24 protein-coding genes are annotated in these 25,462 nt (G+C 65.7%); 15 read left to right on the top strand and 9 right to left on the bottom strand.

All coding sequences use genetic code 11. The features are described from left to right. Position 1 precedes the first annotated feature (1 nt). Both QCE62_RS28005 and QCE62_RS28000 read right to left on the bottom strand, forming a co-directional pair. On the bottom strand, positions 2–418 hold the full coding sequence (locus QCE62_RS28005; protein WP_309925575.1) for a ribulose bisphosphate carboxylase small subunit: 417 nt from the start codon (positions 416–418) through the stop codon (positions 2–4). Between the two features lie 28 nt (positions 419–446). Then, the gene (locus QCE62_RS28000; protein WP_309925574.1) at positions 447–1,940 is read right to left on the bottom strand and encodes a form I ribulose bisphosphate carboxylase large subunit; all 1,494 of its coding nucleotides are present in this window, start codon (positions 1,938–1,940) and stop codon (positions 447–449) included. Positions 1,941–2,306: 366 nt separating this feature from the next. Here QCE62_RS28000 and pqqA point away from each other — a divergent pair, with 366 nt between their 5' ends. The 3 genes from pqqA (at position 2,307) to QCE62_RS27985 (ending at position 3,759) form a co-directional block, all read left to right on the top strand. Beyond that, positions 2,307–2,381, top strand: a complete 75-nt coding sequence (pqqA, locus tag QCE62_RS27995; protein ID WP_008354335.1) for a pyrroloquinoline quinone precursor peptide PqqA — start codon at positions 2,307–2,309, stop codon at positions 2,379–2,381. Between the two features lie 78 nt (positions 2,382–2,459). Next, positions 2,460–3,026, top strand: coding sequence for a DUF447 domain-containing protein (locus QCE62_RS27990; protein WP_309925573.1), 567 nt, complete (start codon positions 2,460–2,462; stop codon positions 3,024–3,026). Between the two features lie 28 nt (positions 3,027–3,054). After that, on the top strand, positions 3,055–3,759 hold the full coding sequence (locus QCE62_RS27985) for a (5-formylfuran-3-yl)methyl phosphate synthase (RefSeq protein WP_309925572.1): 705 nt from the start codon (positions 3,055–3,057) through the stop codon (positions 3,757–3,759). Positions 3,760–3,780: 21 nt separating this feature from the next. Here QCE62_RS27985 and QCE62_RS27980 read toward each other — a convergent pair whose 3' ends face one another. From QCE62_RS27980 to QCE62_RS27970, 3 genes are all read right to left on the bottom strand, one after another. Next, positions 3,781–4,368 carry an aspartate kinase gene (locus QCE62_RS27980; RefSeq protein WP_309925571.1) on the bottom strand — a complete coding sequence of 196 codons (588 nt, stop codon included), beginning with the start codon at positions 4,366–4,368 and terminating at the stop codon, positions 3,781–3,783. Between the two features lie 85 nt (positions 4,369–4,453). After that, positions 4,454–5,602, bottom strand: coding sequence for a hydantoinase/oxoprolinase family protein (locus QCE62_RS27975; protein WP_309925569.1), 1,149 nt, complete (start codon positions 5,600–5,602; stop codon positions 4,454–4,456). Then, positions 5,599–6,636: an ATP-grasp domain-containing protein gene (locus tag QCE62_RS27970; RefSeq protein ID WP_309925567.1), complete on the bottom strand. Its 1,038-nt coding sequence runs from the start codon at positions 6,634–6,636 to the stop codon at positions 5,599–5,601. The genes QCE62_RS27975 and QCE62_RS27970 overlap by 4 nt, the downstream gene beginning before the upstream one ends. Before the next feature lie 13 nt (positions 6,637–6,649). Between QCE62_RS27970 and QCE62_RS27965 the strand changes: the two genes are divergently transcribed. The 11 genes from QCE62_RS27965 (at position 6,650) to QCE62_RS27915 (ending at position 17,681) form a co-directional block, all read left to right on the top strand. Beyond that, positions 6,650–7,363 (top strand): HisA/HisF-related TIM barrel protein, encoded by a 714-nt coding sequence (locus tag QCE62_RS27965; protein ID WP_309925565.1) that lies wholly within the window; start codon positions 6,650–6,652, stop codon positions 7,361–7,363. A gap of 1,053 nt (positions 7,364–8,416) precedes the next feature. After that, the gene (locus QCE62_RS27960) at positions 8,417–9,667 is read left to right on the top strand and encodes a formylmethanofuran dehydrogenase (protein WP_309925563.1); all 1,251 of its coding nucleotides are present in this window, start codon (positions 8,417–8,419) and stop codon (positions 9,665–9,667) included. Then, entirely contained in the window at positions 9,664–11,364 is a 1,701-nt protein-coding gene (locus tag QCE62_RS27955) for a formylmethanofuran dehydrogenase subunit A (RefSeq protein ID WP_309925561.1), read from the top strand. The genes QCE62_RS27960 and QCE62_RS27955 overlap by 4 nt, the downstream gene beginning before the upstream one ends. Before the next feature lie 3 nt (positions 11,365–11,367). After that, a complete protein-coding gene (gene fhcD, locus QCE62_RS27950; RefSeq protein WP_309925559.1) occupies positions 11,368–12,309 on the top strand; it encodes a formylmethanofuran--tetrahydromethanopterin N-formyltransferase in 942 nt (313 codons plus the stop codon). Further along, positions 12,306–13,172 carry a formylmethanofuran dehydrogenase subunit C gene (locus QCE62_RS27945; RefSeq protein WP_309925557.1) on the top strand — a complete coding sequence of 289 codons (867 nt, stop codon included), beginning with the start codon at positions 12,306–12,308 and terminating at the stop codon, positions 13,170–13,172. The genes fhcD and QCE62_RS27945 overlap by 4 nt, the downstream gene beginning before the upstream one ends. 30 nt (positions 13,173–13,202) lie before the next feature. Then, positions 13,203–13,772 carry a cytochrome b gene (locus QCE62_RS27940; protein WP_309925556.1) on the top strand — a complete coding sequence of 190 codons (570 nt, stop codon included), beginning with the start codon at positions 13,203–13,205 and terminating at the stop codon, positions 13,770–13,772. Next, positions 13,769–14,689, top strand: coding sequence for a pyrroloquinoline quinone biosynthesis protein PqqB (gene pqqB, locus QCE62_RS27935; RefSeq protein ID WP_309925554.1), 921 nt, complete (start codon positions 13,769–13,771; stop codon positions 14,687–14,689). Before QCE62_RS27940 ends, pqqB begins: the two co-directional genes overlap by 4 nt. 38 nt (positions 14,690–14,727) lie before the next feature. Next, positions 14,728–15,462 (top strand): pyrroloquinoline-quinone synthase PqqC, encoded by a 735-nt coding sequence (pqqC, locus tag QCE62_RS27930; protein ID WP_309927479.1) that lies wholly within the window; start codon positions 14,728–14,730, stop codon positions 15,460–15,462. After that, positions 15,459–15,764, top strand: a complete 306-nt coding sequence (gene pqqD / locus QCE62_RS27925; RefSeq protein ID WP_309819195.1) for a pyrroloquinoline quinone biosynthesis peptide chaperone PqqD — start codon at positions 15,459–15,461, stop codon at positions 15,762–15,764. The genes pqqC and pqqD overlap by 4 nt, the downstream gene beginning before the upstream one ends. 4 nt (positions 15,765–15,768) lie before the next feature. Then, positions 15,769–16,965 carry a pyrroloquinoline quinone biosynthesis protein PqqE gene (gene pqqE / locus QCE62_RS27920; RefSeq protein ID WP_309925553.1) on the top strand — a complete coding sequence of 399 codons (1,197 nt, stop codon included), beginning with the start codon at positions 15,769–15,771 and terminating at the stop codon, positions 16,963–16,965. After that, positions 16,962–17,681: a response regulator transcription factor gene (locus QCE62_RS27915; RefSeq protein WP_309819190.1), complete on the top strand. Its 720-nt coding sequence runs from the start codon at positions 16,962–16,964 to the stop codon at positions 17,679–17,681. Before pqqE ends, QCE62_RS27915 begins: the two co-directional genes overlap by 4 nt. On the opposite strand, the gene QCE62_RS27910 is transcribed toward QCE62_RS27915, so the two are convergent. Then, positions 17,591–18,640, bottom strand: a complete 1,050-nt coding sequence (locus QCE62_RS27910; protein ID WP_309927477.1) for a histidine kinase — start codon at positions 18,638–18,640, stop codon at positions 17,591–17,593. The two genes, QCE62_RS27915 and QCE62_RS27910, sit on opposite strands and share 91 nt — an antisense overlap. A 191-nt stretch (positions 18,641–18,831) precedes the next feature. On the opposite strand from QCE62_RS27910, the gene QCE62_RS27905 reads away from it, so the two are divergent. After that, on the top strand, positions 18,832–21,174 hold the full coding sequence (locus QCE62_RS27905; RefSeq protein ID WP_404987503.1) for a TonB-dependent receptor: 2,343 nt from the start codon (positions 18,832–18,834) through the stop codon (positions 21,172–21,174). A gap of 53 nt (positions 21,175–21,227) precedes the next feature. Here QCE62_RS27905 and QCE62_RS27900 read toward each other — a convergent pair whose 3' ends face one another. The 3 genes from QCE62_RS27900 to QCE62_RS27890 form a co-directional block, all read right to left on the bottom strand. After that, the gene (locus QCE62_RS27900) at positions 21,228–22,292 is read right to left on the bottom strand and encodes a beta-propeller fold lactonase family protein (RefSeq protein ID WP_309925549.1); all 1,065 of its coding nucleotides are present in this window, start codon (positions 22,290–22,292) and stop codon (positions 21,228–21,230) included. Positions 22,293–22,447: 155 nt separating this feature from the next. Continuing rightward, complete coding sequence (locus QCE62_RS27895) at positions 22,448–22,975, bottom strand: DUF3280 domain-containing protein (protein ID WP_309925547.1); 528 nt, start codon at positions 22,973–22,975, stop codon at positions 22,448–22,450. A gap of 87 nt (positions 22,976–23,062) precedes the next feature. Further along, complete coding sequence (locus QCE62_RS27890) at positions 23,063–25,258, bottom strand: SulP family inorganic anion transporter (RefSeq protein WP_309927476.1); 2,196 nt, start codon at positions 25,256–25,258, stop codon at positions 23,063–23,065. Between the last annotated feature and the right edge of the window lie 204 nt (positions 25,259–25,462).

Genomic DNA, 25,462 nt, shown 5'->3' with positions numbered 1-25,462 from the left:
ATCAGTAACGTTCGCCGGCGGGGCGGTCGGTGGCGTAGGTGCGGAGCGCGTAGCGCTGCACGCGGCTCCTGTCGTCCTGACGTTCGAGGCGGAAGCCATGTTCCTCCTCCGGACGGTTCACCATGAACGAAAGCCGCATCGTCTCGAAGCCGCGCACCGAATCGAACGCATTCACCTTGATGTAGTGACGCGGATACGTCTTGCGGCATTCGTTCACTTCCATCATCACGCCGGCGGCATCGTGCAGGTCGAACATCGGCAGGCCCCACATTTCCCAGTAGGTGTTGCGCGGATGCGGATCGTCGGTGTACTCCACCGAGCAGGCCCAGCCCTGATCCAGCGCATAGCCGATTTGCGCGACGATCTCCTCGTCGGTCAGCGGCGGCAGGAATGAAAACGTGCCTTGTGTGATCTTCATGTCGGTTCCTCCATGCGTGTGGGCAGGCTCAGGCCGCGGCGGTCGCCGTCACGGCGAAGTCCGGCGTATCCGTCGATGCATAGTTGAAGGTCACGTCGCGCCAGGTATCGAGCGCCTGCTGAAGCGGCGTGCAGGACCGCGCGGCGGCTTCGAGAATGTCCGGCCCTTCGTGAGCGATGTCGCGTCCTTCGTTGCGGGCCTTGACCATCGCTTCGAGCGCGACGCGGTTTGCCGTCGCGCCGGCCTGGATGCCCTGCGGATGCCCGATCGTGCCGCCGCCGAACTGCAGGATGCAGTCGTCACCGAACAGGTCGAGCAGTTGATGCATTTGTCCGGCGTGAATGCCGCCCGACGCCACCGGCATCACCTTGCGCAAGCCTGCCCAGGGCTGGTCGAAGAACACGCCGCGCGCGAGGTCCGGCTCGTTGCGCGCATCGCGGCACACGTTGTAGTAGCCCTGCACGGACAAGGGATCGCCTTCGAGCTTGCCGACCGCCGTGCCCGCATGCGCGTGATCCACGCCTGCCATGCGCAGCCATTTCGCGATCACGCGGAACGAGATGCCGTGATTGCGCTGCCGCGTGTAGGTGCCATGTCCGGCGCGATGCAGATGCAGGATCATGTCGTTGCGGCGCGCCCACTTCGACATCGACTGGATGGCAGTCCAGCCGATCACGAGATCGATCATCACGATGCACGAGCCCAGTTCCTTCGCGAATTCGGCGCGCTCGTACATGTCTTCCATCGTGCCCGCTGTCACGTTCAGATAGTGGCCTTTCATCTCGCCGGTTTCGGCCTGCGCGCGGTTCACGGCTTCCATCGCGAACAGGTAGCGGTCGCGCCAGTGCATGAATGCCTGTGAATTGATGTTCTCGTCGTCCTTCAGAAAATCGAGACCGCCCTTCAGCCCTTCATAGACGACGCGGCCATAGTTCTTGCCCGACAGCCCGAGCTTCGGCTTGACGGTCGCGCCGAGCAGCGGGCGGCCATACTTGTCGAGCCGTTCGCGCTCCACGACGATGCCTGTCGGCGGACCCTGGAAGGTCTTCAGATACGCCACCGGGATGCGCATGTCTTCGAGACGCAGCGCCTTGAGGGGCTTGAAGCCGAACACGTTGCCGATGATCGATGCGGTCAGGTTCGCCACCGAGCCTTCCTCGAACAGATCGAGGTCATAGGCGATGTACGCGAAGTACTGCGGTTCATCGGCGCGCATGCTGGGCACGGGTTCGACGCGATAGGCCTTGGCGCGGTACATGTCGCACGCGGTGAGGCGGTCGGTCCAGACGACGGTCCAGGTCGCCGTCGACGATTCCCCCGCCACCGCCGCCGCCGCTTCCTCCGGTTCGACGCCCGCTTGCGGTGTGATGCGGAACAGCGCGATCACGTCGGTGTCCTTCGGCATGTAGTCGGGCTGCCAGTAGCCCATCTCGCGATACTTCATGACGCCGGCCGCATAGCGCGAGCGCGGATCGGACGGATTGCGCGCCGCCTCGACGGCGGCCTTGCTGAAGTCGTTCATTCCGTTTCCTCGACAGTGAGATGAGAGGGACGTGCGCCTGATGACTGCCCTGCTGTGAATGCAGAGTAAGCATTGGCCGCAGCGAAAGGAATTCACGATTTGCTTGCAGGACCTTAAGCGATGCCTTATTGGGTGTTAGCCCTGATGCGCTCCTGAACGGGCGATGGAACACTTTGTTCTGGTTCTGTCACAGTCGATGTGCGCGTTCGCCGAATGGATCGACCGTGCGCCCGCGTCGACTCACTGGCATGACGCTTGCAACGTGCCAAAGCCGGCCACCTCCCGGCCGTCGGGCGGATTCGTCCGCACTGGCACTTCATTGAAGCGGTATCCGAGGCATTCACTCACCCAACTGGAGGAACGCTCATGCAATGGACTACGCCCAGCTTCACCGATATGCGTTTTGGCTTTGAAATTACGATGTACATCGCCACCCGCTAAAGGTGGAAGCATCCGCACGAGGCCGCGTCGAAGCGATGCGGTTCCTTCGTGCGGTCCCGACTCTCCGCGCCGCCCGTCATGATTTACGAAACCGTCGTCACGACCGCAGACCGCGATGGCCGGCCCCACATTGCGCCGATGGGCGTGCGCTTCGAAGAAGGCTTTGCGATCCTCGCGCCGTTTCGTCCTTCCACTACGCTCGACAACGTCATCGCGACGCAGAGCGCGGTGCTCAACCTGACGAACGACGTGCGCGTGTTTGCCGGCTGCGTGACGGGCCGCAAGCGCGACTGGCCGACAGTGCCCGCGGACACGGTGCCGAGCGTACGGCTCGCGACGACGCTTGCCCATACCGAGTTGCGCCTCGCCGCGATCGATGACGACGACACGCGTCCAACGCTGCGCATGGCGTGCGTGCATCGCGTGACGCATGCACCGTTTCCGGGCTTCAATCGTGCACAGGCTGCGGTCGTCGAGGGCGCGATACTGGTGAGCCGGCTGTTCATGCTGCCGGCCGACAAGGTGAACAGCGAGCTTGCGTATCTGCGCATTGCCATCGACAAGACGGCTGGCGACGCCGAGCGCGAAGCATGGCACTGGCTGTTGCTCGCCGTCGATGCGCATCGCGCGAAGACGCCGGACTGATCTGTCTTCCCACTGGAGTGTTCAAACGATGACCGCATTGCTCGCGAGCGTCCGCTCGGCGGATGAAGCCTTCGATGCCGCGCAGGCCGGCGCCGAACTGATCGACCTGAAGGAACCGCATGCGGGCGCGCTGGGCGGCGTCGCGACGGGCGATATCGCGCGGATCGTCATTGCGTTGCGGGCGCGGTATCCGGTGCGGCCGATCAGCGCGACCATCGGCGACTGGCCCAATCACGCGCTCGACGACATCACCGGACGCGTGCTCGAGGTCGCGGCGGCGGGCGTCGATTACGTGAAGGTGGGCATCTCCCCTGGCGCGGGCGCGGAGCGCTGCCTGCGGCATCTCGCGAGCCTGCCGGCGGCGGTGGTGCCGGTGCTGCTGTCGGATGAAGGGGTGGATCGCGCACTGGCGGCGCTCGCGGCGCAGCTCGGGTTTGTCGGCATCGTCTTCGACACGGCGGGCAAGAATGGCCGCACGCTGTTCGATTGCGTCGATGTGCAGACGCTTGCCGCCTGTATCGCCGATGCCCGTGCGCGCGGCACGATGAGCGCCGTGGCGGGTTCGCTCGGCTGGCGCGACCTGCACACCATTCGCCTGCTTGCGCCGGATATCGCGGGCTTTCGCGGCGCGCTGTGCGACGAGCGCGACGGACGGTCCGGCAAGCTCGATCCGCGCAGGGTCGAGCGCTGGGCGCGCGCGCTGCACGGCGAAACCGTGGCCGCTTCCGTTTGACAACGTTTCGGCGTCCGCTACTTACACCGTCACGTTCAGCAAGCGGTCGCGCATGACGGCGAGATCATCTTTTCCCATAATCTCGACCACATAATTCGCATCGCGCACATAAGCGGGAAAGCGCCGGTCCACGATGCCATCGGCGGCGAGCGCCTCCAGCGATGCGTTCGCCTCCACCTCGCACGACTTGACGATCATCAGGCGCTCCGCGTTCAGCGAAGTGGAGAGCCACGCGGCGAGACTGTCGGACGTCACGTCCCAGTTGGTCATCTTGTCGGGCGTCGTGCGCATCAGGTCGGTGGGCACCCAGACGGCCACGCGTCCATCGCGCAGCGCGCGCCGGATGCGGTTTTCGTTCGACGCCAGCACGAGTTCAGGCACGACGCCCTGCATCAGGATCGCGTACTGCGCCATCGCCAGCAGGCTCATGTTGTGGGCGGCGAGATCGTCGAACTGCCATTCGCTCTGATATTGCCGCACCGCGTCCGCAAAATCGCCGCCGCCCGGCACGATCACGACGCGCCCGCCGCCCACTTCCCATAGCCGCGTCAGCCATTCGCGCAGCGCCGGGTCGTGACTGAGGCTTCCCCCGATCTTCACCACCCACATAGGTTCCTGTCCTCGTTCGATGATGCCGCCGGGCCACGCACCCGGTTCGATACCGCTTCTTCAACCCGCTATGTTTCGCAAACTATCACGCCGCACGCGACGACGCATCGTGCGACGGCTGTGTTTGGTTGTTCCGCGCGCTTTCGATAGGCGTCGTCGCCAGCGCGGCGAGCAACGCCACCGCCACGCTCGGCGCACAGGTCGCGACCCATTCGGCGCGCGTTGCGTCGTCATCGTCGACGCCCGCGAGCCGCGCAAAATCCACGTAGCCGCGTGCTTCCTGCCGCGCCAGCGCCGCCGCGAGAAAGCGCCCGCAACCCGCGCCGATGACGGGCGCCGTCGACAGTGACGCATCGCGTGCCACGACCTGCGCGAGACCGGCGGCCAGCGTGCGCAACTGCTCGTGCCGCCAGGTCTGCGCGAAGCGTTTCCATTCGGCATCGGATGCTTCCGAGGCATCGCGGCCGATCATCCGTGCGATGCGCGCGCGGCTGGCCGCCTCGGTCTTCGGTCCGTTGTCGGCGCTCGGATGCTGGTCGTGCGCGGCCCAGAGTTCGCCGGTGAGGCGATAGACGTCGGCGGTCGTCGCGAACCATTCGTTCATCACGCCGCTCGTCTCGCCGCGAAACGCGATGCGCTGCGCCACCCCGCACAAGGGCGTGCGCACCACGCCCTGATACACCAGTTCGCCGCTGACGAGGCGCGCGGCGTCGTTCGTGCCGCGCGCCCGCACTTCGCCGCCGATGATCGGAATGATGTCGGTGGTCGTGCTGCCGATATCGATCAGCACCGCATCGTGCATGCGGGTAGCAGCCCAGCGCGCGGTCGCGAGCCAGTTCGCCGATGCCACCTTGCGCCAGCCTTCCGCACAGGCCGAACGCGCGAGCCATCCGTCGTGCTCGGCGCCGCCCGCGAAGAACAGCGTGCGCGGTCCGAGCCGTTGCGCCAGGGTGCGGCTGAGCGTGCGCACGCCTTCGGCGCGGTCGGCGAACAGATCGACCATTTCGCCGGTCATCGTGACGGCGTGGCGGGCGGAGGCTTCGCCGGCGGCGGGCCAGCGTTCGAACACGCCGTCGATGACGCGTTCCAGGTGCGCGAGGCCCTGCCACAGCGGGCAGGCCCATTGGGCGACATCGACGAGTTCGCCCTTGCGGTTGGCCAGCGACACCTTGACGTGCGCGCCGCCCACGTCCCAGCCGAATACGGGTGCGTCGCCGGATGCCGATGCCCTCATGACGCGGCTCCGACTGCACGCAGTGCGTGGGCTTCGCCGTCGAAGCCGGGCACGCGATGCGCGGCCAGCAGTTCCGCCGCGAGATTCCTGCCGCCGCGCCGGCTCAGTTCCGCGTAGGCGACGGTCGGCCGCGGATTGACCTCGATGACAACCGGACCGCGTTCCGGATGCCACACCACGTCGATGCCGACGAAGCCGCGCAGGCCGGGAAGCGCTTCGGCCACGCGCAGCGCGAGCCGTTCGAGCGCGCGTCCCTGGGGACCGTGGCGGTCGATGCGATCGACATCGACGCCGTCGAACTGCACGATGCCTTCGCGCCGTTCGGGGCTTGCCGGTTCGGACAGGCCGATGCGTTGCCGGTTGATGCTGACGAGCCGCGCGAGCCGGTCGCGGCAGATCATGGAGAGGCTGAGCGGCTCGCCGTCGATCCATTCCTGCAACACAGGATTGCGCCCTGCTGCGGCGCGGGCTTCGTATTCGGCGCGGGCGGCGGCGAGATCGTCGTAGACGCGGGTGTCGAGGCCGCCGGCGCCGTCGTCGGGCTTGACGACCCAGCGGCGTCCGGAGGCGGACTCGGCGGCGTCGGCTTCGAGCGCGGGCGTGACGGGCATGCCGCGCGCGGCGAGCCAGGCGGCGGTGGCGCTCTTGCTGGAGGCGGTGCGGATGGCTTCCTTGGCGCAGCCGAGCCAGCGGGCCTGTCCGACTGCGTCATGGAGCTTGAGCAGCAGGCCGTCGCATTCGGGCGCGACGATGCAGGCATAGTCGTGCTCGCGGGCCATGCGGGCGACGAATTGCGTGAGCGGCTCGCCGGGCTGGGCGCGGACGTGGCGGGCGGCGTCGGCGCCGGATTCGAACCGTGAGCCTGCGACGGTCACCGCGATGCCAGGGAGCGCGTGGAGATCGGCGGCGAGGGCATCGCGCATGACGCGGCCTTCGACGATGAGTGCGGAGAGATCGGCGAGGCTGGCGGCGCATGCCGCGTCCGGATCGATGCCGCCGCCGGTGAGATACTCGAACACGAAGATCTTGATCAAAGGAAAGCCATCCATGCAGGTGATACCCGTTCTCGATCTGCTCGACGGTCAGGTGGTGCGTGCGGTGCGCGGCGAGCGTTCGCGTTACCGGCCGATTCAGTCCTCCTTGTGCGCGACGAGCGAACCGGTGGCGATTGCTCGTGCGTTGCTAGCGGTTACGGGCGCTGCGACGCTGTATGTCGCCGATCTCGGCGCGATCATGCAGCGCGGCGCGCATGAAGCGGTGCTGGCCGCACTTTGCGACGCGCTGGGCGGCGAAGTCGAGATCTGGCTCGATGCCGGCTTCACAGCGTGTGCGCCGATGCGTGCGAGCGTCGAGCGGATCGCGAGGCTTTCGCGGGCGTCCTCGCGGGCGGCGCTCGTGCCGGTGTTCGGCACGGAGACGCTGCTCGACGTGGGCGCGATCGCTGAAGCGTCGGCGTACGGGTTTGAGCCGGTCCTGTCGCTCGACTATCGCGGTGGGCGAGCGCTTGGGGCGCTCGGTGCTGAGGGTGTCGAGAGCACGTGGTGGCCGGGGCGGGTAATCGTGATGACGCTCGATCACGTGGGCGCGGAGGCCGGGGTGGATCTCGATACGTTCAGCGCCGTGCGCGCGCTTGCCGGGGAGCGCGTTGTGATCGGTGCTGGCGGGGTTCGCCAGCGGGACGATCTTGCGCTCGCCGCGCAATGCGGGGCTTCAGGGTGGCTCGTGGCGTCTTCGCTCCATGATGGGTCGCTTTCGTTTTAGCGGATCGATATGGGACGGAGGGCTTGGTCGGAGTCGTGTCTCAATTTTTGTGCCAGTTGATGGTGGGCTTCGGTTTCGATGTAATCATTTGGAAAGCGCTGTCCCAGCGCTGGTCTTGTACGTGACAGTGTGTTGCTTCCTTGAGCAGGGTTTTTTCGTTTCGCTGTTCGTGGCGTTCGCCTTGCTCTCATGGAATACCCGTAGGTTTTGGGGCGCCTAGGCTGGTTTGTCGTTCGCCTGCGCTTACATGGACTTCCCGCTTTCGCGTCGGTCTATTAGCACTGCCCCTCCCCGGGGCAGGGGTAACTTTCTTTGCTGCTGCAAAGAAAGTCACCAAAGAAAGCAGCTTTTTTTCCCGCCCAGCGTCACCTAGCGGCACGACACAGAACCACGTTTCTGGCACTGCAGTAGAGAGTGCCCTCATAGGCCACACCGGGCGTGGATCGCGGACCCACTGTGACATCGCACCACAGGACAAACTGGTGCAGCGCCTGCATGCTCCGGCGCAGCGCTACGCGCCGCCGACGGGTCAATCGGGTCTGCGCGTGCCGGCTTGCTGACGCATCCATCTCACTGCATCAGCCCAACGTTGGTTTCCCTTGCATACCCTTCGGCAGCGCGTAGCGCTGGGCCGGCGCTTTCAGGTGCTGCACCAGTTCGTTGAACGGCAGTTTGTCCCAGTGGGTCCGCGATCCACGCCCGGTGTGGCCTATGAGGGCACTCTCTACTGCCGGGCCAGAAACATGGTTCTGTGTCGTGCCGCTAGATGACGCTGGGCGGGAAAAAAGCTGCTTTCTTTGGTGACTTTCTTTGCAGCGGCAAAGAAAGTTACCCCCGCCCCGGGGAGGGGCAGTGCTAGCAGACCGACGCGAACACAGGAAGTCCATAGAAGCGCTGGCAAACAAAAGCAACCCACGCGAAGGACGAGAGCGAAGACCCCCGCCCCGGGTAGGGGCAGTGCCAATAGACCGACGTGAATGCGGGAAGTCCATCGGAGCACAAGAGCGGGAACAAGCCGTCAAACCGGCATAGAGCTTGCTCAAGGGCTCAACCATGCCTCCAACACCCGAACCCGAAAGCCGACCCGCCGAGGCCATCGGCGAAGAGCCCCTTTGGACGTGTCCGTTCTGCCCATTGCTATGCGACGACCTCACCCCCGAGTCCCTCGCCGTCCATTGCCCGCGACTCGAAAAAGCGCTTGCCCATATCGCTCCGCAGGATCCACCCCGCTCCTCCGAGATCAACGGTCAACCCACCGATCCCGAAGCAGCGCTCAAGCAAGCCACCGAGATCCTGTCGAAAGCCCATCGTCCGCTATTCGGCGGACTCACAACGGATATCGCCGGCACCCGCGCCCTCTATGAACTAGCCGCCCGTTGCGGCGCCATCCTCGATCATCTCCACGGCGATACCCTCGCCGATACCACCCGCGCACTCCAGGATCGCGGCGCCTTCTTCACCACGCTCTCCGAAATTCGCTCGCGCGCCGATCTGATCGTCGTGTTCGCCTGCCAGCCATCGCAACGCTATCCACGCTTCTACGACCGCATCGCCGAGCCCAATCGCGACGTCCCCATCGTATTCATCGGATGCAACGCCGATCAAGCCGCCCACACCCCGCACACCGAATCGATCCTCCCAGGCCACGATCCCTTCGATCTCCTCGCGCTCTGGTCCGCACACCTCGAATCCAGTCGGCCCATCCCACACGCCGAACTCGCCACGCTGACCGAACGCATCCACGCCGCGCACTACACGGCCTTCATCTCCGAACCCGCCGCGCTGCCCGCACCGCACGCCGCGCTCGCCATCGAAGCGCTGCAACGCATCGTCAAGGCCTTCAACCGCACCACCCGCGCCGGCGCACTCGCCCTCTCCGGCGACGACGGCGCCCTCTCCGTCAATCAAACCACCACCTGGCTCTCGGGCTTTCCGCTGCGCACCCGCGTCGCCTACGGCTTGCCGCTCGATCACGATCCATACCGCTATCGCACACACACCCTGCTGAGCCGAGGCGAAATCGACGCCGTGCTCTGGGTCTCCAGCTTCACCCCCGAACCGCTTCCCGCCGCCCTCGACGACAATCTGCCCGTCATCGTGCTCGGTCATCCCGCGACCCGGCTGCCGCCACGCAAAGGGGCTACGGTGTTCATCCCCGTCGCGACGCCAGGCATCGACAGCGGCGGACATCTGTTCCGCATCGATACCTCCGTGGTTGCCCGCCTCACCGCCGCGCGCGATAGCGAACTGCCCAGCGTCGCCGCCATCGCCGCACGCCTCACGCAGGCGAGGACCCACCCATGAGCCTCACACGACTCCGCGGCGGCACGCTCTACGATCCCGTCAACGGCATCGACGGCCAGACACGCGACATCCTCATCCGCAACGGCCGCATCGTCAGCGAAGCAAACGGAGAAACCATCGCCCCGGAACGCGACTTCGACGCGCGCGGCATGATCGTCATGGCCGGCGGCATCGACCTGCATTCGCATATCGGCGGCGGCAAGACCAATCTCTCGCGTCTGCTCCTGCCCGAAGATCATCGCGACGACCCGCGCGCCGTCCCCGAACGTCCCGACGAAGGCCGCTATCTGCGCCTGCCCTCATGCGGCACCTGCACGCCCGGCACGCTCGCTACCGGCTATCGCTATGCGGAAATGGGCTACACCGCCGCCTTCGAGCCGGCCATGATCGCGTCGAACGCCCGCCACGCGCATCTGGAAATGGGCGACACCCCCATCATCGATCACGGCGCCTACGTGATGATGGGCAACGACGAACTCTTCCTCCAGATGCTCGCCGCGCAGGACGACTTCGAACATCTGCGCGATTACGTCGGCTGGACGTTGCATGCGAACAAGGCGCTCGGCGTGAAAGTCGTCAATCCGGGCGGCATCTCGGCGTTCAAGTTCAATCAGCGCTCGCTCGATGTCGACGAAAAGCACGTGCAATACGGCATCACGCCCCGCGACGTGCTGCGCACGCTGACCCGCGCGCTGACCGAACTGCGCGTGCCGCATCCGCTGCATGTCCACACAAGCAATCTCGGCGTGCCCGGCAACGTGGAATCGACCATCAAGACGATGGACGCCGCCGAAGGCCTGCCCATCCACCTGACTCATATCCAGTTCCACAGCTACGGCGCCGAAGGGCCGCGCAAGTTCTCGTCGGGCGCGCGGGCCATTGCCGAAGCCGTCAATGCACGACCCAATGTGACCATCGACGTCGGTCAGGTCATCTTCGGCCAGACTGTCACCGCGTCCGGCGACACGATGATGCAGTTCAAGAACACGCCGATGGCCCGGCCGCGCAAATGGATCCTCGGCGATATCGAATGCGACGCGGGTTGCGGCATCGTGCCGTTCAAGTATCGCGAGCAAAGCTTCGTGAACGCACTGCAATGGATCATCGGACTGGAAATCTTCCTGCTCGTGGACGATCCCTGGCGCGTCTCGATGACCACCGATCATCCGAACGGCGGCCCGTTCACGAGCTATCCGCACCTGATTCGGCTGCTGATGGACAAGTCCTTCCGCGATGCCCAGCTCGACACATTGCACGCCGATGCCAAAACAGCCAGCGCCCTCGCCGACATCACGCGCGAGTTCTCGCTGTACGACATCGCGATCATCACGCGCGCGGGCCCCGCGAAGCTGCTCGGCCTGACGGATCGCGGGCATCTCGGCGCGGGCGCGGCGGCGGACATCGCCGTGTATCGCGACGACGCCGACCGCGAGCGCATGTTCACCTCGCCCGCGTACGTGTTCAAGGACGGCGAACTGATCGCGCGCGACGGCACGCTGCTCGCGACACCCACCGGCGGCATTCACTACGTCAGCCCCGACTACGACCGCTCGATCGAAAAGCGCGTGCGCGCCTATGCGCAGGCGCATCTCGCCACGCGCTTCGAGAACATCGCCATCAGCGACGACGAAATCTGCGCATGCTGCAACGGCGGCCGGCTGCTGCCGGTCGCGTGCCTCTCGGCGGGCGGAGGCTAGCGCATGCAGATCAACGACACGCAGATCGACGACACCTTCGCCGAAGCCTTCCCGATGAAGGCCACGCGCCTCGTCATCACCGCCCATACGCCCGTCTGGGCCCGCCACGCGGCGAACTCGTTGACAGGCTTTGCGACTTCCGTGATCGACTGCGGCTGCGAGGCGGGCATCGAGCGTGATCTGTCAGGCGACGAAACGCCCGACGGCCGACCCGGCGTGGCCGTGCTGATCTTCGCGATCTCAACGAAGGAACTGGCGAAGCAGATTGCGCGGCGCGTCGGCCAATGCGTGCTGACGTGTCCGACCACGGCGGTGTATGGCGGCATCGATCCCGCAACGAGCCGCGCGCCGCTCTCCGACAACGCGCCGCTCGGCGCCGCGCTGCGCTTCTTCGGCGACGGCTGGCAGATCTCCAAGGTGCTCGACGGCACACGCTACTGGCGCGTGCCGGTGATGGACGGCGAATTCGTCTGCGAGGAATTTACCGCGACCGTGAAGGCGGTCGGCGGCGGCAATCTGCTGTTTCTCGCCCGCGACATGGACAGCGCGCTGCATGCCGCGGAAGCCGCCGTCGCCGCCATGCACGCGCTGCCGAACATCATCACGCCGTTTCCGGGCGGCGTCGTGCGCTCGGGTTCGAAGATCGGATCGAGATATGCGGGCGCCACGGCGTCCACCAACGATGCCTTTTGTCCGACGCTCGTCGGCCTCTCGCCCAAGAGCGAACTGACGCCCGATGTCGGCTGCGTGCTGGAGATCGTGATCGACGGCTTCACCGATGCGGACGTCGGCGCCGCCATGACCGCGGGCATCGCGGCCGCGACGCGCATCGGCCGCGCGGGCGGCGTACTGCGCGTCTCCGCGGGCAACTACGGCGGCAAGCTCGGGCCGTATCACTTCAAGCTGCACGAGCTGGCGCGCGGCATCGACGGGAGCCGGGCATGAGCGCCATCACGCTGCGCGTCAAAACTGCGCCGGGCTTTCGCGTGGATGCGTCGAATTTACTGCCCGCGACGCTCGCCGCCACCGCACCTGCTGACTTGCCCCGCATCGTGTTGCAGGGCGCAGGCGAACGCTGCGCGCTCGGCGATCTGTTCGACATCCGGCACGAGCATGCCGACCTGCCTTCTCTGCTGATAGAAGGCGACGCGCCCTGGCTGGACCGTCTCGGTGCAAACATGAGCGAGGGCGCGCTGACAATACACGGCCATGCCGGCGATTACGCGGGCCTGAAGATGTCGGGCGGCACTTTGCAGATTGCCGGCGATGCCGGCCTCTTTACCGGGTGCGAAATGCAAGGCGGACGCTTGACCGTGCAGGGCAACGCCGGCGATTGCGCCGCTGCCGCGCTGCCCGGCGACATGGAAGGCATGACGGGCGGCACGCTCGTGATCCACGGCAACGCAGGCGCGCGTCTCGCCGACCGCATGCGACGCGGCACCGTGCTCGTCAGCGGCGATGCCGGCGACTTCGCCGCCTCGCGCCTGATCGCGGGGACGGTATGCATCGGCGGGAAGGTCGGCGCGCATCCGTGCTACGGCATGCGGCGCGGCACGGTGCTTCTCGCGCACGCGCCCGCTGTCATTCCACCGACCTTTACCGAAGGCGGCCATGGCTTCGAGGTCTTCTGGCGACTCTTCACCCGCATGCTCGCCCGGGAAGCGACTCCCGCAAAGGCACCCTTTTCGACATGTTCCGGTCATGTGTTGCCGCGACGCTACGCGGGCGACCTTGCCGTGGATGGCCGGGGGGAATTGCTGATCGCCAATTCTTGGCCAGCGGGAAAAAATGAAACTTGTATCCTGTAGAACGAAATCCAATTTCACGGGAGAGACTTCATGAGCACCGCGCGGACCTCCGCAACGCGCAACGGCCGCCTCGACGCAGCCAGCGAGCGTTACGCACGCCCGATCATCGCGCTGCATTGGCTGATCGCCATCGCGATCATCGCCATGCTTTGCATCGGCTTCTATATGGTGGGCCTGCCTCGCGGGCTGCCGTTCAAGTCGGACCTCGTCAACTTCCACAAATCGCTCGGAATCACGGTTTTCCTGCTGGTGCTGATCCGCATCCTGGTACGCCTGGCCTACGGCCGGCCGCCTCTGCCGCCGATGCGAACGTGGCAACGCGCCGCCGCGAGCATTACGCAGGCTCTTTTATATGTTGGCATGGTGGCAATGCCGCTCTCCGGTTACCTCGGCTCGTCGTTCAACAAGTTCGGCACGAAGTTCTGGGGTCTCGCCCTGCCGCAATGGGGTTCCGACGACAAACACATGCGCGAGATCTTCTTCGGCATTCATGGCTATCTCGCGTGGATCATGGCCGCACTGGTCATCCTGCATTTTCTCGGCGCGATGAAACATCAGTTGATTGACCGCGACGGACTCCTGCGGAGGATGTGGCCGTGAAGATCCGCGTGCTCGGCTCATCGGCGGGAGGCGGGTTCCCGCAATGGAACTGCAATTGCCGCAATTGCGACGGCGTCCGGCGCGGCACGATCGCCGCCCGCGCGCGCACGCAGTCCTCGATTGCCGTGACGGACAACGGCGAAGACTGGCTGCTCGTCAACGCTTCTCCGGACATCCTGGCTCAGATCGCCGCGAATCCGGAACTGCAACCGGCTCGGCGCGTGCGCGATACGGGCATCGCTGCGGTCATCACGATGGACGCGCAGATCGATCACGTCACTGGCCTGCTGATGCTGCGCGAACGCGGCACGCCGCTGCCGCTCTACACCACCGACGCCGTCTGGCAAGACCTCTCGACAGGCTTCCCGGTGACCTCGATCCTCTCGCACTACTGCGGCGTCGAGCACCGGCGTATCGCGCTCGACGGCGCTGCGCTCGCGGTGCCCGAACTGCCGCGCGTGAGCATCGACGCATTGCCGCTTTCCAGCAAGGCGCCGCCCTATTCGCCGCATCGCGATGCACCTGAAACCGGCGACAACATCGGCCTGATGTTCACGAACAACGCCACCGGCAAGCGCGCTTTCTATGCACCGGGACTGGGCGCGCTGGAGCCGCACGTGCTCGATGCAATGCGCACGGCCGACCTGCTGCTCGTGGACGGCACCGTCTGGACCGACGACGAGATGATCCGCCTCGGCCTCACGAAGAAGACCGGCCGCGACATGGGCCATCTGTCGCAGAGCGACGCGGGCGGCATGATCGAGGTGCTCGATTCGATTGACCGCCCCGGCGTGCGCAAGGTGCTGATCCACATCAACAACACGAACCCGATCCTCATCGAGGACGGGCCTGAACGTCGCATGTTGTCGGAGCACGGCATCGAAGTCGCGCACGACGGCATGAGCTTCGAGTTATGACCTCTGCACGCACTGGAGACCGCCTGATGTTCGATCCGATGCTGAACCCGACCACCGGCCCCGTCTTCACGAAAGTGACCGAAGACGGACCCGCGTGGACGCGCGAGGAGTTCGAGGCGCAACTCCGCGCGAAGGGCACGGCGTATCACATCCATCATCCGTTCAACGTAAAGATGAACGGCGGCGGCTGTTCGAAGGAACAGATACGCGGCTGGGTCGCGAACCGCTTCTACTATCAGATCAACATTCCGCTGAAGGATGCGGCAGTGATGTCGAATTGCCCCGACCGCGACACGCGGCGCCGCTGGGTGCTGCGCATTCTCGATCACGACGGTTACGAAGACCAGCCCGGCGGCATCGAGGCGTGGGCGCGGCTTGGCGATGCGGTCGGCCTCTCGCGCGACGATTTATGGTCGCTCAAACTCGTGACGCCGGGCGTGCGCTTCGCCGTCGATGCCTATGTGAGCTTTGCGCGGCGTGCGCCGTGGCAGGAATCCGTGTGCTCGTCGCTGACCGAGATGTTCGCGCCGCAGATCCACAAGGACCGCCTCGCGACCTGGCCCGCGCATTACACCTGGATCGAACCCGACGGGCTCGCGTACTTCCGTTCGCGCGTGTCGCTTGCGCAGCGCGACGTCGAGCACGGGCTCGAAGTCACGCTCGCGCATTTCACGACGCGCCGCGAACAGCAACGCGCGCTCGACATCCTGCAGTTCAAGCTCGACATCCTTTGGACCATGCTCGATTCCATCGAAAAGGCCTTTCCGCAATGAGCGACAGCCCAACGCAACGCAGGCAGGAAGCCGTCGAAGCGCCGGACGATTCATTGCGTCCGCAACTAAAACGCCTGTTCCGCCTGCAGTGGGAACCGGCGCAGGACGCGCACGTGCTGCTTTATCCCGAAGGCATGGTGAAGCTCAATCAAAGCGCGGCGCAGATCCTTCTGCGCTGCGACGGCACGCGCGACATTCCCGCGCTCGTCGCGGACCTGGAGGCAGCGTTCAACGCCAGCAACCTCGGCGACGACGTGCGTGCGTTCATCGCCGGCGCGCGCGCGCGAGGCTGGCTGGAGTAGCGTCATGACCGACCTGTCCGAACCGATCGCCCGGCCCGAGCACGAAGGCACGCCCATCGCGCCGCCCTTGTGGCTGCTCGCCGAGCTGACCTATCGCTGTCCGCTGCACTGCGTGTTCTGCTACAACCCGGTGAACTACGCCGACCACACGCGCGAACTCGACACCGCCCAATGGCTCGACGTGCTGCGCCAGGCGCGCGCGCTGGGCGCGGCGCAACTCGGCTTCTCCGGCGGCGAGCCGCTGCTGCGCGACGATCTCGAAACACTCGTCGCCGAGGCGCGCAAGCTGGGGTTCTATACGAACCTCATCACGTCGGGCATCGGGCTGACGGAGAAGCGCATCGGCGCGTTGCAGGAGGCCGGGCTCGATCACATCCAGCTGTCGTTCCAGGACTCGTCGCAGGAACTCAACGACTTTCTCTCCAGCACCAAGACCTTCGACTACAAGAAGCGCGTCGCGACCCTCATCAAGGCGCATGGCTTTCCGATGGTGCTCAACTGCGTGCTGCATCGCTATAACCTGCCGCACATCGGCCGCATCATCGACATGGCGCTTGCCATGGGCGCCGAATATCTCGAACTGGCGAACACGCAGTACTACGGCTGGGCGCACGCGAACCGCGCGCAACTCATGCCGACCAAGGAACAACTCGACGAAGCCGAAGCGGTGGTGGAGCGTTATCGGCGGGAGATCGGCGACCGCTGCAAGATCTTCTTCGTCGTGCCCGATTACTACGAGCGCCGCCCGAAACGCTGCATGAACGGCTGGGGCTCGGTGTTCCTCGGCATTGCGCCCGACGGCGCGGCGTTGCCGTGCCACACGGCGCGCTCGCTGCCGGGCCTCACGTTCCCGAACGTGACCGAGACGCCGCTCAAGGACATCTGGTACGAGAGCGACGCCTTCAACCGTTTTCGCGGCTTCGGCTGGATGAAGGAGCCGTGCCGCAGTTGCGACGAGAAGTCCATCGACATGGGCGGCTGCCGCTGTCAGGCCTACCTGCTCACGCAAGACCCCGCGAACGCGGACCCGGTCTGCGACAAGTCTCCGCATCACGAGCGCGTCATCGAAGTCGTGCGCGCAGCATCAAACAGGCAGGAACCGCAGGAGCAACCCATCGTCTTCCGCAACGATGCGAATTCCCGGCGCATCGCGGCGCAAGCCCGCGCAAGTGGTTCAGAAGAAGGAGAAGACACGCCATGACTGCCGATATCTCCGTGCTGCTGGTGGACGACCATGCCGTCGTCCGCGAAGGTTACAAGCGTCTGCTCGAACTGAGCCCCGATGTGAACGTCGCGGGCGAGGCCGCGAACGCCGCCGAGGCTTACCAGAAGTTCTGCGCGTTGCAGCCGGATGTCGTCGTGATGGATCTCGCGCTGCCCGGCGCGAGCGGCATCGAGGCGATGCGCCGCATGCTGGCGCGCGAACCGCACGCGCATGTGCTGATCTTCAGCGTGCACGAGGAAGCGATCTTCGTGCGCCGCGCACTCGATGCCGGCGCACGCGGCTATGTGACCAAGGCCAGCGCGCCCGACGTGCTCGTCGAAGCGGTGCGCTCGGTGGCGCGGCGCGTGTGCTATCTCAGCCCGGATATCTCGCAGGCGCTGGCCTTGCGCGCCACGATCCAGGAAGGGCCGCCGGGACGCCAGTTATCGGCGCGCGAGTTCGAGGTGCTGCGTCTGCTCGTGCAGGGCTATACGCTGACGAGCATCGCGGAGAAGCTCGGGCTGAGCCAGAAGACGGTGGCGAATCATCAATCGGTGATCCGGCAGAAGTTCGGCGTGGACAACGGCGTGCAGCTCGCGCAGATCGCCAACCGGCTGGGGCTTCACTTCGCCGATTTCGCTTCGTCGGCGGAAGCGTCGCTGGCTTCGCTCGCTTCGTTCGCGCCGGTCACGGGCAACGGCAGCCCCGCCTGAGCCCGCACGCGCGCGCAGAACAGAAAGCCTGAGCCGGGCTCGCTCGCGATCTGAAACGCGCCGCCGAGCGCCTCGACGCGCTCGCGCATGCCGATCAGGCCCAGCCCCTTGCGCGGCTTCGCGAGATCGACGCCGGGGCCGTCGTCGGCCATCGTCACGACGATCTCTTCCGGCGCGCGCGCCAGGTAGATCTCGACCCGCGCGCCACGCGCGAACTTCGACACGTTCGTCAAGCCTTCCTGTACCAGCCGGTACAGCGTGATGTTGAGCGCATCGCTCAGGTTGTCGAAATCGCCGTCCACGGCCAGCGTGAAGCGGGCTTCCGGCAGACGCTCGCGCCAGCCATCGACGCAATGTTCGAGCGCCGTGGGCAAGCCGAATTCATCGAGCCCGATGGGCCGCAGCTTGCGAATCATCCCGCCGATTTCGCGATACACGTGCGTCGCGTTCTGCATCAGCGACTGCGCCAGCCGGTGTATCTCCACCTCGCGTCCGGCCGAGAGATCGCGGATGCGCCCCGCATCGAGCGACATGGCATTGAGGTACTGGCCCAGCTCGTCATGCAGTTCACGCGCAAGGTGACGGCGCTCGGTTTCCTGCGCGGCGAGCGCCTGATTCGCCAGCCGGCGGTTCTCGGCCAGCAGATGTTCCGCCTCTTCCTCCAGCGCGCGCCGCAGCCGCACTTCCGACTGCGCCTCGCGATAACGCCGCCACGCGAACCACGCACACCCGATGGCCAGCACGACGAGCGTCGACGGGAGTTCGTCGAGCTGGAAGCGCTCGGCGCCGCGCGTCAGGCGGTAGGCGTATTCGCTGAAGTCGAAGTGGGCGAACAGCGCGCCGGCCATGAAGGTCAGCGCGAGCACCAGCGCGAGATCGCGCCGTACGGAGGAGCGCGACGAAGGCAGCGCACGCTGGTCGGCGTCTGTTGCGGGCGAAGGAAGGGATTCGGTCGGCATCACGGAATCCATTCTACGCACGGCGGCCGAGTGGGTCGTGTCCTGCGCGACGCGATTGGGAACCCTTCCCTGCGCGATCGGGAAAAGCTCCCGGTCCACGCGCGTGTTCTTATGCGACGCTTTCATTAAGGGAAGCTTCCTTTCGCGTGACATCGCGTGGTTTCGCGTAGATCCGATAACGACAAGTGGAGATGACGATGAAGAGCATGCCGCGCAGACGCGCGCCCGCGCATCCGTTCAAACCCCGAGCAGGACTGCGGCTCGTGTTCGGCAGCGCATTCGCCAGCATCACGGTGGCCGCATGGGCGCAGACGCCGCCCGCCCCCGACACGGCCGAAGCGCCCGTGGAAGCTGCAAGCGCGCCGCCGACCGTGCAGTTGCCCAACGTGGTGGTGGTCGGCACGACGCCGCTCGTCGGCGTCGGCACGCCGCTCGAAAAAGTGCCCGCGAACGTCCAGACCATCCGCGGCTCGGAAATCGAAGCGCAGCACTCGCAAACCACCACGGACTATCTGCAGAAGAACGTCGTGAGCGTCGATATCAACGATGCGCAAGGCAATCCCTCCCAGTCCGACATCAACTACCGCGGCTTCACCGCTTCGCCATTGCTCGGGACGCCGCAGGGCTTGTCCGTCTTCATGGACGGCGTGCGCATCAACGAACCGTTCGGCGATGTCGTCAACTGGGACCTGATTCCGCAGGCCGCCATCCAGACGATGCAGATCATCCCCGGTTCGAACCCGACCTTCGGCCTCAACACGCTGGGCGGCGCCATTGCGGTGCAGACCAAGAACGGCCGCAGCAATCCGGGCGGCAACGTGGATGCCGGCTTTGGCTCGTTCGGGCGCAAGTATGCGCAGATCGAGCAGGGCGGCGTGATCGGCGATCATCTCGACTACTACTTCACCGCCAACATCACGAACGACAACGGCTGGGCCGATCACAATTCGAGCAAGCTGCGCCAGGCTTTCGGCAAGATCCGCTATACGGACGCGGATACCACGATCTCCGTCTCGATGGGCGGCGCCGACAACACGCTGAACGGCTCGCAGACCATCCCGCGTTCGTTCATGGACAACTTCCGCCAGGCCTACACGTTCCCGGACACCAACGAGAACCAGGTCGGCTACATCACGATCAACGCCGAGCACTACATCACGCCGAATATCCAGATCAGCGGCAACGTGTACTACCGGCACTATCGCAACAAGAACGTGAGCTCGAACGTCAACGACGACTTCGACCCGGACGGCGACGACGCCGACGAACTCACCCAGGCCTTCAACGACCAGTCCGTGATCGTGACGGACAGCTATGGCGCGAGCCTGCAACTCACGCTGCTGAACAAGCTGTTCGGCCATGACAACCAGCTGATTCTCGGCGCGGCGGGCGACTTCGCCAATTCGCACTTCTCGCAGGCCGAGCAGGCGGCCGAGTTCACCGACAACCGCGCGACCATCGGCACCGGCTCCTTCGTGCCGACCACCGACGCCAAGACGCGCAACGAGAACTGGGGCATCTACTTCGAGAACACCTTCTCCTTCACCGAGCAATGGTCGATGACGCTCGCGGGCCGCTATAACTGGTCGAAGGCGACCATCGGCGATGAAAGCGGCGTGCAGCCGCTGCTCGACGGCCGCCACACGTTCTCGCGCTTCAACCCGGCCGTAGGCTTCAACTGGAATCCGACGCCGGCCTTCACCGCCTATGCCACGTACAACGAGGGCATGCGCTCGCCGACCGCCATCGAACTCGCGTGCGCGGACCCGGCCGCGCCCTGCTCGCTGCCCAACGATTTCATCGCCGACCCGGATTTGAAACCGGTCATCTCGCGCACCTTCGAGATCGGCGCGCGCGGCCGGCTCGGCAACCACACGACGTGGAGCGCGGCGGCCTACAGCACGACGCTGTCCGACGACATCCAGTTCGTCAGCAGCCAGGGTGCGGCCAGCACGCTCGGCTACTTCCAGAACGTGGGCAAGACGCGCCGCCAGGGCTTCGAACTCGCGGGCCGCACGCAATGGGGGCCGGTAGGCGTGGCGGCGAGCTACGCCTATGTGAACGCGACCTATCGCTCGACCTGGACGGAAAGCAGCGCGTCCAATTCGAGCGCCGACGACGACGGCAACATCACCGTGCATTCCGGCGACCGCATCCCGGGCATTCCCGCCAACACCGTGAAGATGCGCGTCGACTACAACCCGTTCGCGCGCTGGAACATCGGCACGAATCTTACTTATCGCAGCAACATCTTCGCGCGTGGCGACGAGAACAACCAGGATACGAACGGCAGCGTGGCGGGCTATTTCCTGATCGATCTCGACACCACCTACAACGTCACCAAGCAGTTGCAGGTGTATGCGACCGTCAAGAACCTGCTGAACAAGCGTTATGCGAACTTCGCGATTCTTGGCGAGAACTTCTTCAACGGGCCGAATCACACCTTCAACGGCGGCGACACGGTGAACGAGCAGTTCCTGGGTGTCGGTGCGCCGCGCGGCGTCTGGGTGGGGATGCGCTACGCGTGGAAATAATGGCCACGGCCGCTCGAAGGCGGCCGTTTTCGTCTTGCTTGCGTGCGAGGCGTTCAGCGTCCGACGATCGATCCCGCGCTCGGCGGATACGTGACGATGCCCCACGCCAGCGGCAAGTCGCCGATCTGCTTGATCTCCTTGTAGTCGGCGCCGTCGAGCACATAGACCGCGTTCGAGCGTCCGCAGGCGAGCAGCAGCTTCGAGCCGTCCGGCGTGAAGCTGAAGTGCCAGCAGCGCTGGCCGACCGGCACGTCCTGCACGTGCTCGTAGGTGGCGCCGTCGAACACCTGCAAGGTCTTGTCGCGTGACGCGGCAACGAGCAAGCGCTTGCCCGAGGGATCGAACGACACGCCATACGGGCCCGTCTTCGTGTCGACGGTCTTCATGACCTTCAGGCTGCCGCCATCGAGCACGACGAACTTGTTCGCGTTCTCCAGCGTGACGACATAGCCCTTGCCGTCCGGCGTCGCCTTGATGCCGCGCGGGCGCGAGCCTTTCGGAAGCTTGACGGTGCGCACCGGCTTGCCCGTGCCGACGCGATACACCGACACCGTATCGTCGCCTTCGTTGGTGACGAGGATCAGCTTGCCGTCCGGAGAGAATTCGACGCCTTCCGTCTCATGCCCGCTCTTCACCGAGTGCGTGACCTTCATGCTCTTCAGATCGACGATAGCGATCTCGGCCGGCGGCGAGTTGGCGTCGTCATCGTCTTTCTCGGGCTCGCCGGGCTTCGGCGGGCCGCCGTTTTCGCCGGGCTCGTAGGTGACGTAGGCATGGCCGCCGAACACGCGCACGAACTCCGGATTCTTGCCGATCTTCACGCGGCGCACGACCTTGCCGGTCGAAGTATCGATCTCCGAGAGATCGCTGGTCGCCTTGTTGGCCACGTAGAGACGCGTGCCGTCCTTGTTCAGCGACAGGCCGCGCGGCCCGTCCTTGCCCACGTCCCAGGTCTTGTCGAGCGAAAGCTTGTCCAGATCGATGACGCCTACACCGGCGTTTTCGGTCGTCACGTAGGCGGTCGGCGCGGCGGCCTGCGCGAAGCCGGCCACGAGGGCCAGCGACGGCGCGAGCACCGACGCGCAGGCAAGACGCGCCGCCTTGATTCTGACTTGCATGTTTGTCTCCAGCGGTTGCAATTCTGGCCGGCACGATGTGTGGTCGGGCTGCTCAGGCCAACTTAGCCCAATAGACGCAGCACTGGCAACGCCCGGGGCCGGGAGAAACTCCCGAATTCCGCACGCCCGGCGGTATGAGTGTGTCGTGTGCGGCGTCAGCGCGTGGCGGCGGGATCGGCGGCGACCAGATCGGCGAGCGCCTTTGCTGCGCGTTGCCATGAAAGGTCCGTGTTGCCGCGCATGTCCACCGAGCGCTGGAACACCGTCTTGCCGCTGGCGGCGTCTTCAACACGCAAGTTGATGTTGAGGATCAGATTGCTGATCTTCTGCACCCAGCACACGCCCGCGCGCGTGGTGCCGAGCTGCTTCGCCACGCGCAGTTCGCAGCCATTGCAGGCGCTCATGTCCTGCGCGCCTTGCAGCGACGCAATCAGGTCGCGCGCGCCGGCGTTGTCGGCAACCTGGAACAGGCCGCGCTGATTCAGGTCGTCGCGCAATGCGCTGCTGACCATCGCGAGGCGCGCGGCCTGATCGCGGTTGGTGGCGGCATCGTTGTAGGCGGCGTTGTCGTCGATCAGCGTGCAGTCAGGAATCGCGATGGTCTGCCGCGCCGTCTGCGCATGCAGCCCCGTAGCGGAGAGCGCCAGCAGCAGCGCCAGCGGTGCGCGGAATCTGCGGATCATGGTCGGGGTCTCGAGGTTGAGCGGCCGCGTTCAACATACCGGTCATCCGCCGGTCGAGCAAGCGCGCCGATCAAGCCCGCCGCACATTCACGACGCCGCCCGCAGCGCCTCGTCCGCCACCGCCAGCCGCAGCGCCATCATCTTCACGACGAAGCGATGCCACTCCTGTGCCGTCAGCGCGTCGTCCTGCTCCAGCGCACTCAGCGCCGCGAGCGTCATGCGCCTCAAGCGGGCGGGTTCGTCGGCGACCACGTCCGCGCTGCGCGGCGCATGCGTGTACACCGCCATCTCGCCGATGATGGTCCCCGGCCCGAACGAGCGCAGCCGTACCGACCGTCCGCCCGCCAGCGGCAGCGATACCGTCACGCGTCCCGCCTCGACGATATAGAGCGCATCGCCCGCGTCGCCGCGCCGGAACAGCGCCTCGCCCGCGTCGATCTCGCGCAGGTCCAACCGCGCGGCCAGTTGCGCCAAAGCGCGTTCGGTGAAGTGCGGCGCGAGCAGCGTGCGGAAGTCGGACGATGCCGCGCCAGCCGCCGCGCGCTGCGTCGAGGCGGCGAGCTGTTGCGCCTCGATCCATTCGAGCCCCGCGTCGAGCGACGCGAATTCGCGGATGCCGAGCGCCAGCGCCCCGGTGCGCGCCAGCAGCGCGCGCGAGCCGTCCGGCAACGCCGTGAGCACGAGGTCTGCGCCGATCGCGACACACGCCTGGCGCAGCTTCACGAACGCCAGCGATACCGATGCGTCCATGCCGTTGGTCCACGCGAAGTCGAGCACGACATAGCGGACCGGCCGCGGCTTATGCCCGCGGATTCGCTCGCGGATGCGCTGCAACATCGAATGCGCCGAGCCGAAGAAAAGGAAGCCTTGCAGGCAGACACCGCAGATTTCGTCGCCGCGGTCCATCAGCAGCCGCGTTTCCTCGATGCTGCGTTCGACGTTGGAAGTCCGCGTGCGGCCGTCGAACTCCATGCGCACGCAGCCGGCCCGCCCATAGAGCAGCGCGAAGGTCACGCACGCGACCACCACGCCCGCCACGACGCCCGCGATCACGCCATAGAACGCGATCACGCCGAGGATCAGCGGCACGAGCAGATACTCGTGCCAGGTGAGTCTGCGATACGCGCCGACGAGCCAGTCCATCATCAGGCGCAGGCCCATGTACAGCTGCATGCCGACGAGCACCGGCACTGGAAACAGCGACACGAGATCGGGCGATGCAATCAGCACGAACAGGCAGGCGAGCGCCGCGAACACGCCGGCGACGCGGCTCGTCGCGCCGGCGCGCGCGTTGAGCATGGAGCGGTTGTACGACTGATAACCGACCATGCCGCCGAACAGACCGCTCGCGATGTTCGCGAGTCCGGCGGCGCGCATCTCGCGGTTGAGGTCGATGTCCTGTCCGGTCGCTGCGCCCATCGCAGTGGAGTTCATGATGATCGTGATCGCCGATACCGACGTAACGATGAGCGTCTCCGGCAGATGCGCGACGATCGCATGCCAGTCGATCTCGCCGTGCGCGAGCGTCGACGGCAGATGCAGTTCCGGTATGTGCAGCGCATGCACCGGCACATGTTGAAGCAGCAGGCCCATGCCGCGCGCCTCCTCGGGCGAGATGCCCGCGACGTGCAGCAGCCCGTAAAAAAGCGCGATGCCGATGGCGAGCGTGATCGGCATCGCGGCCGCATGGCGCCAGCGACGCGCGAGCAGCGTGGCAAGCGCGCCGACGAACAGCGCCGGGACCCACGCGAGCCATGACAGGCGGGCGAGCATGGGCAGCGTATGCCAGTCGAGCGTGAGTCCGGTCAGCACGCGAAACGCGCCCGCGATCAGCAGATAACCGGTGCCGGCGAGAAAGCCGCCCATCACCGGATAGGGCAGGAATTGCAGCGAGCGGCTTTTCTTGGAGGAGCCGATGGCGAAGAGGATCAGGCCCGTGACGAGCGAGCACAGCGCGATGGCGACCAGCACGGTCAGCAGGATCACCGTGGGCGAGCCGCCGTTCGCGCGCACGCTGCTCGCGACGCCCGCCGCCACGCCGACGAGAAACGCGGTGGCATTGCTGTCCGGCCCGCCGATGTTCATGCGCATCGAACTGGTGAGCGCGATGACGAACGCCGTGACGATGCAGCTGACCAGCGCGGTGGGAACGCCGAGTTCGGCGTAGCGGGCGAGATCGGCGCTGAAGATCAGCGTGCCGAGACTCATCGCATAGCACAGCATGACGAGCGTGGAGACCGTGCCCGCCGTCACGTCGCCGGCGAGGGCGGTGAGGCGCGGCATGGCGTGCATGCGTACGTTGGATCCGGTCGTGCCTGGCTTCAAGACGCCCTCCCGAGGATGGGCAACGAAACGGCTGACGAATGGGGAACGGATGCGTCGCTTCCTGCGCCCGAAGCGCCCCGGTCCGCTTGAAACGACCGTGAAAAATCGTGCAGACCCGGAGCGAAAAAAGTATCCGTCAGGCACGCGCGCAGTGTCAATTTG

Origin of the sequence: Caballeronia sp. LZ033 (genome assembly GCF_031451265.1) — a bacterium.
GTDB lineage: Bacteria > Pseudomonadota > Gammaproteobacteria > Burkholderiales > Burkholderiaceae > Caballeronia.
Note: the sequence above shows the minus strand (reverse complement) of the source record. Positions and strands in the feature narration are given on the sequence as shown.

What these genes read in the sequence shown, in the direction of transcription:
- QCE62_RS28005 (WP_309925575.1), bottom strand. Translation starts at nt 418, where the DNA reads ATGAAGATCACACAAGGCACGTTTTCATTCCTGCCGCCGCTGACCGAC.
- QCE62_RS28000 (WP_309925574.1), bottom strand. Translation starts at nt 1,940, where the DNA reads ATGAACGACTTCAGCAAGGCCGCCGTCGAGGCGGCGCGCAATCCGTCC.
- QCE62_RS27990 (WP_309925573.1), top strand. Translation starts at nt 2,460, where the DNA reads ATGATTTACGAAACCGTCGTCACGACCGCAGACCGCGATGGCCGGCCC.
- QCE62_RS27985 (WP_309925572.1), top strand. Translation starts at nt 3,055, where the DNA reads ATGACCGCATTGCTCGCGAGCGTCCGCTCGGCGGATGAAGCCTTCGAT.
- QCE62_RS27980 (WP_309925571.1), bottom strand. Translation starts at nt 4,368, where the DNA reads ATGTGGGTGGTGAAGATCGGGGGAAGCCTCAGTCACGACCCGGCGCTG.
- QCE62_RS27975 (WP_309925569.1), bottom strand. Translation starts at nt 5,602, where the DNA reads ATGAGGGCATCGGCATCCGGCGACGCACCCGTATTCGGCTGGGACGTG.
- QCE62_RS27965 (WP_309925565.1), top strand. Translation starts at nt 6,650, where the DNA reads ATGCAGGTGATACCCGTTCTCGATCTGCTCGACGGTCAGGTGGTGCGT.
- QCE62_RS27960 (WP_309925563.1), top strand. Translation starts at nt 8,417, where the DNA reads ATGCCTCCAACACCCGAACCCGAAAGCCGACCCGCCGAGGCCATCGGC.
- QCE62_RS27955 (WP_309925561.1), top strand. Translation starts at nt 9,664, where the DNA reads ATGAGCCTCACACGACTCCGCGGCGGCACGCTCTACGATCCCGTCAAC.
- fhcD (WP_309925559.1), top strand. Translation starts at nt 11,368, where the DNA reads ATGCAGATCAACGACACGCAGATCGACGACACCTTCGCCGAAGCCTTC.
- QCE62_RS27945 (WP_309925557.1), top strand. Translation starts at nt 12,306, where the DNA reads ATGAGCGCCATCACGCTGCGCGTCAAAACTGCGCCGGGCTTTCGCGTG.
- QCE62_RS27940 (WP_309925556.1), top strand. Translation starts at nt 13,203, where the DNA reads ATGAGCACCGCGCGGACCTCCGCAACGCGCAACGGCCGCCTCGACGCA.
- pqqC (WP_309927479.1), top strand. Translation starts at nt 14,728, where the DNA reads ATGCTGAACCCGACCACCGGCCCCGTCTTCACGAAAGTGACCGAAGAC.
- pqqD (WP_309819195.1), top strand. Translation starts at nt 15,459, where the DNA reads ATGAGCGACAGCCCAACGCAACGCAGGCAGGAAGCCGTCGAAGCGCCG.
- pqqE (WP_309925553.1), top strand. Translation starts at nt 15,769, where the DNA reads ATGACCGACCTGTCCGAACCGATCGCCCGGCCCGAGCACGAAGGCACG.
- QCE62_RS27915 (WP_309819190.1), top strand. Translation starts at nt 16,962, where the DNA reads ATGACTGCCGATATCTCCGTGCTGCTGGTGGACGACCATGCCGTCGTC.
- QCE62_RS27910 (WP_309927477.1), bottom strand. Translation starts at nt 18,640, where the DNA reads ATGCCGACCGAATCCCTTCCTTCGCCCGCAACAGACGCCGACCAGCGT.
- QCE62_RS27905 (WP_404987503.1), top strand. Translation starts at nt 18,832, where the DNA reads ATGACGATGAAGAGCATGCCGCGCAGACGCGCGCCCGCGCATCCGTTC.
- QCE62_RS27900 (WP_309925549.1), bottom strand. Translation starts at nt 22,292, where the DNA reads ATGCAAGTCAGAATCAAGGCGGCGCGTCTTGCCTGCGCGTCGGTGCTC.
- QCE62_RS27895 (WP_309925547.1), bottom strand. Translation starts at nt 22,975, where the DNA reads ATGATCCGCAGATTCCGCGCACCGCTGGCGCTGCTGCTGGCGCTCTCC.
- QCE62_RS27890 (WP_309927476.1), bottom strand. Translation starts at nt 25,258, where the DNA reads ATGCCGCGCCTCACCGCCCTCGCCGGCGACGTGACGGCGGGCACGGTC.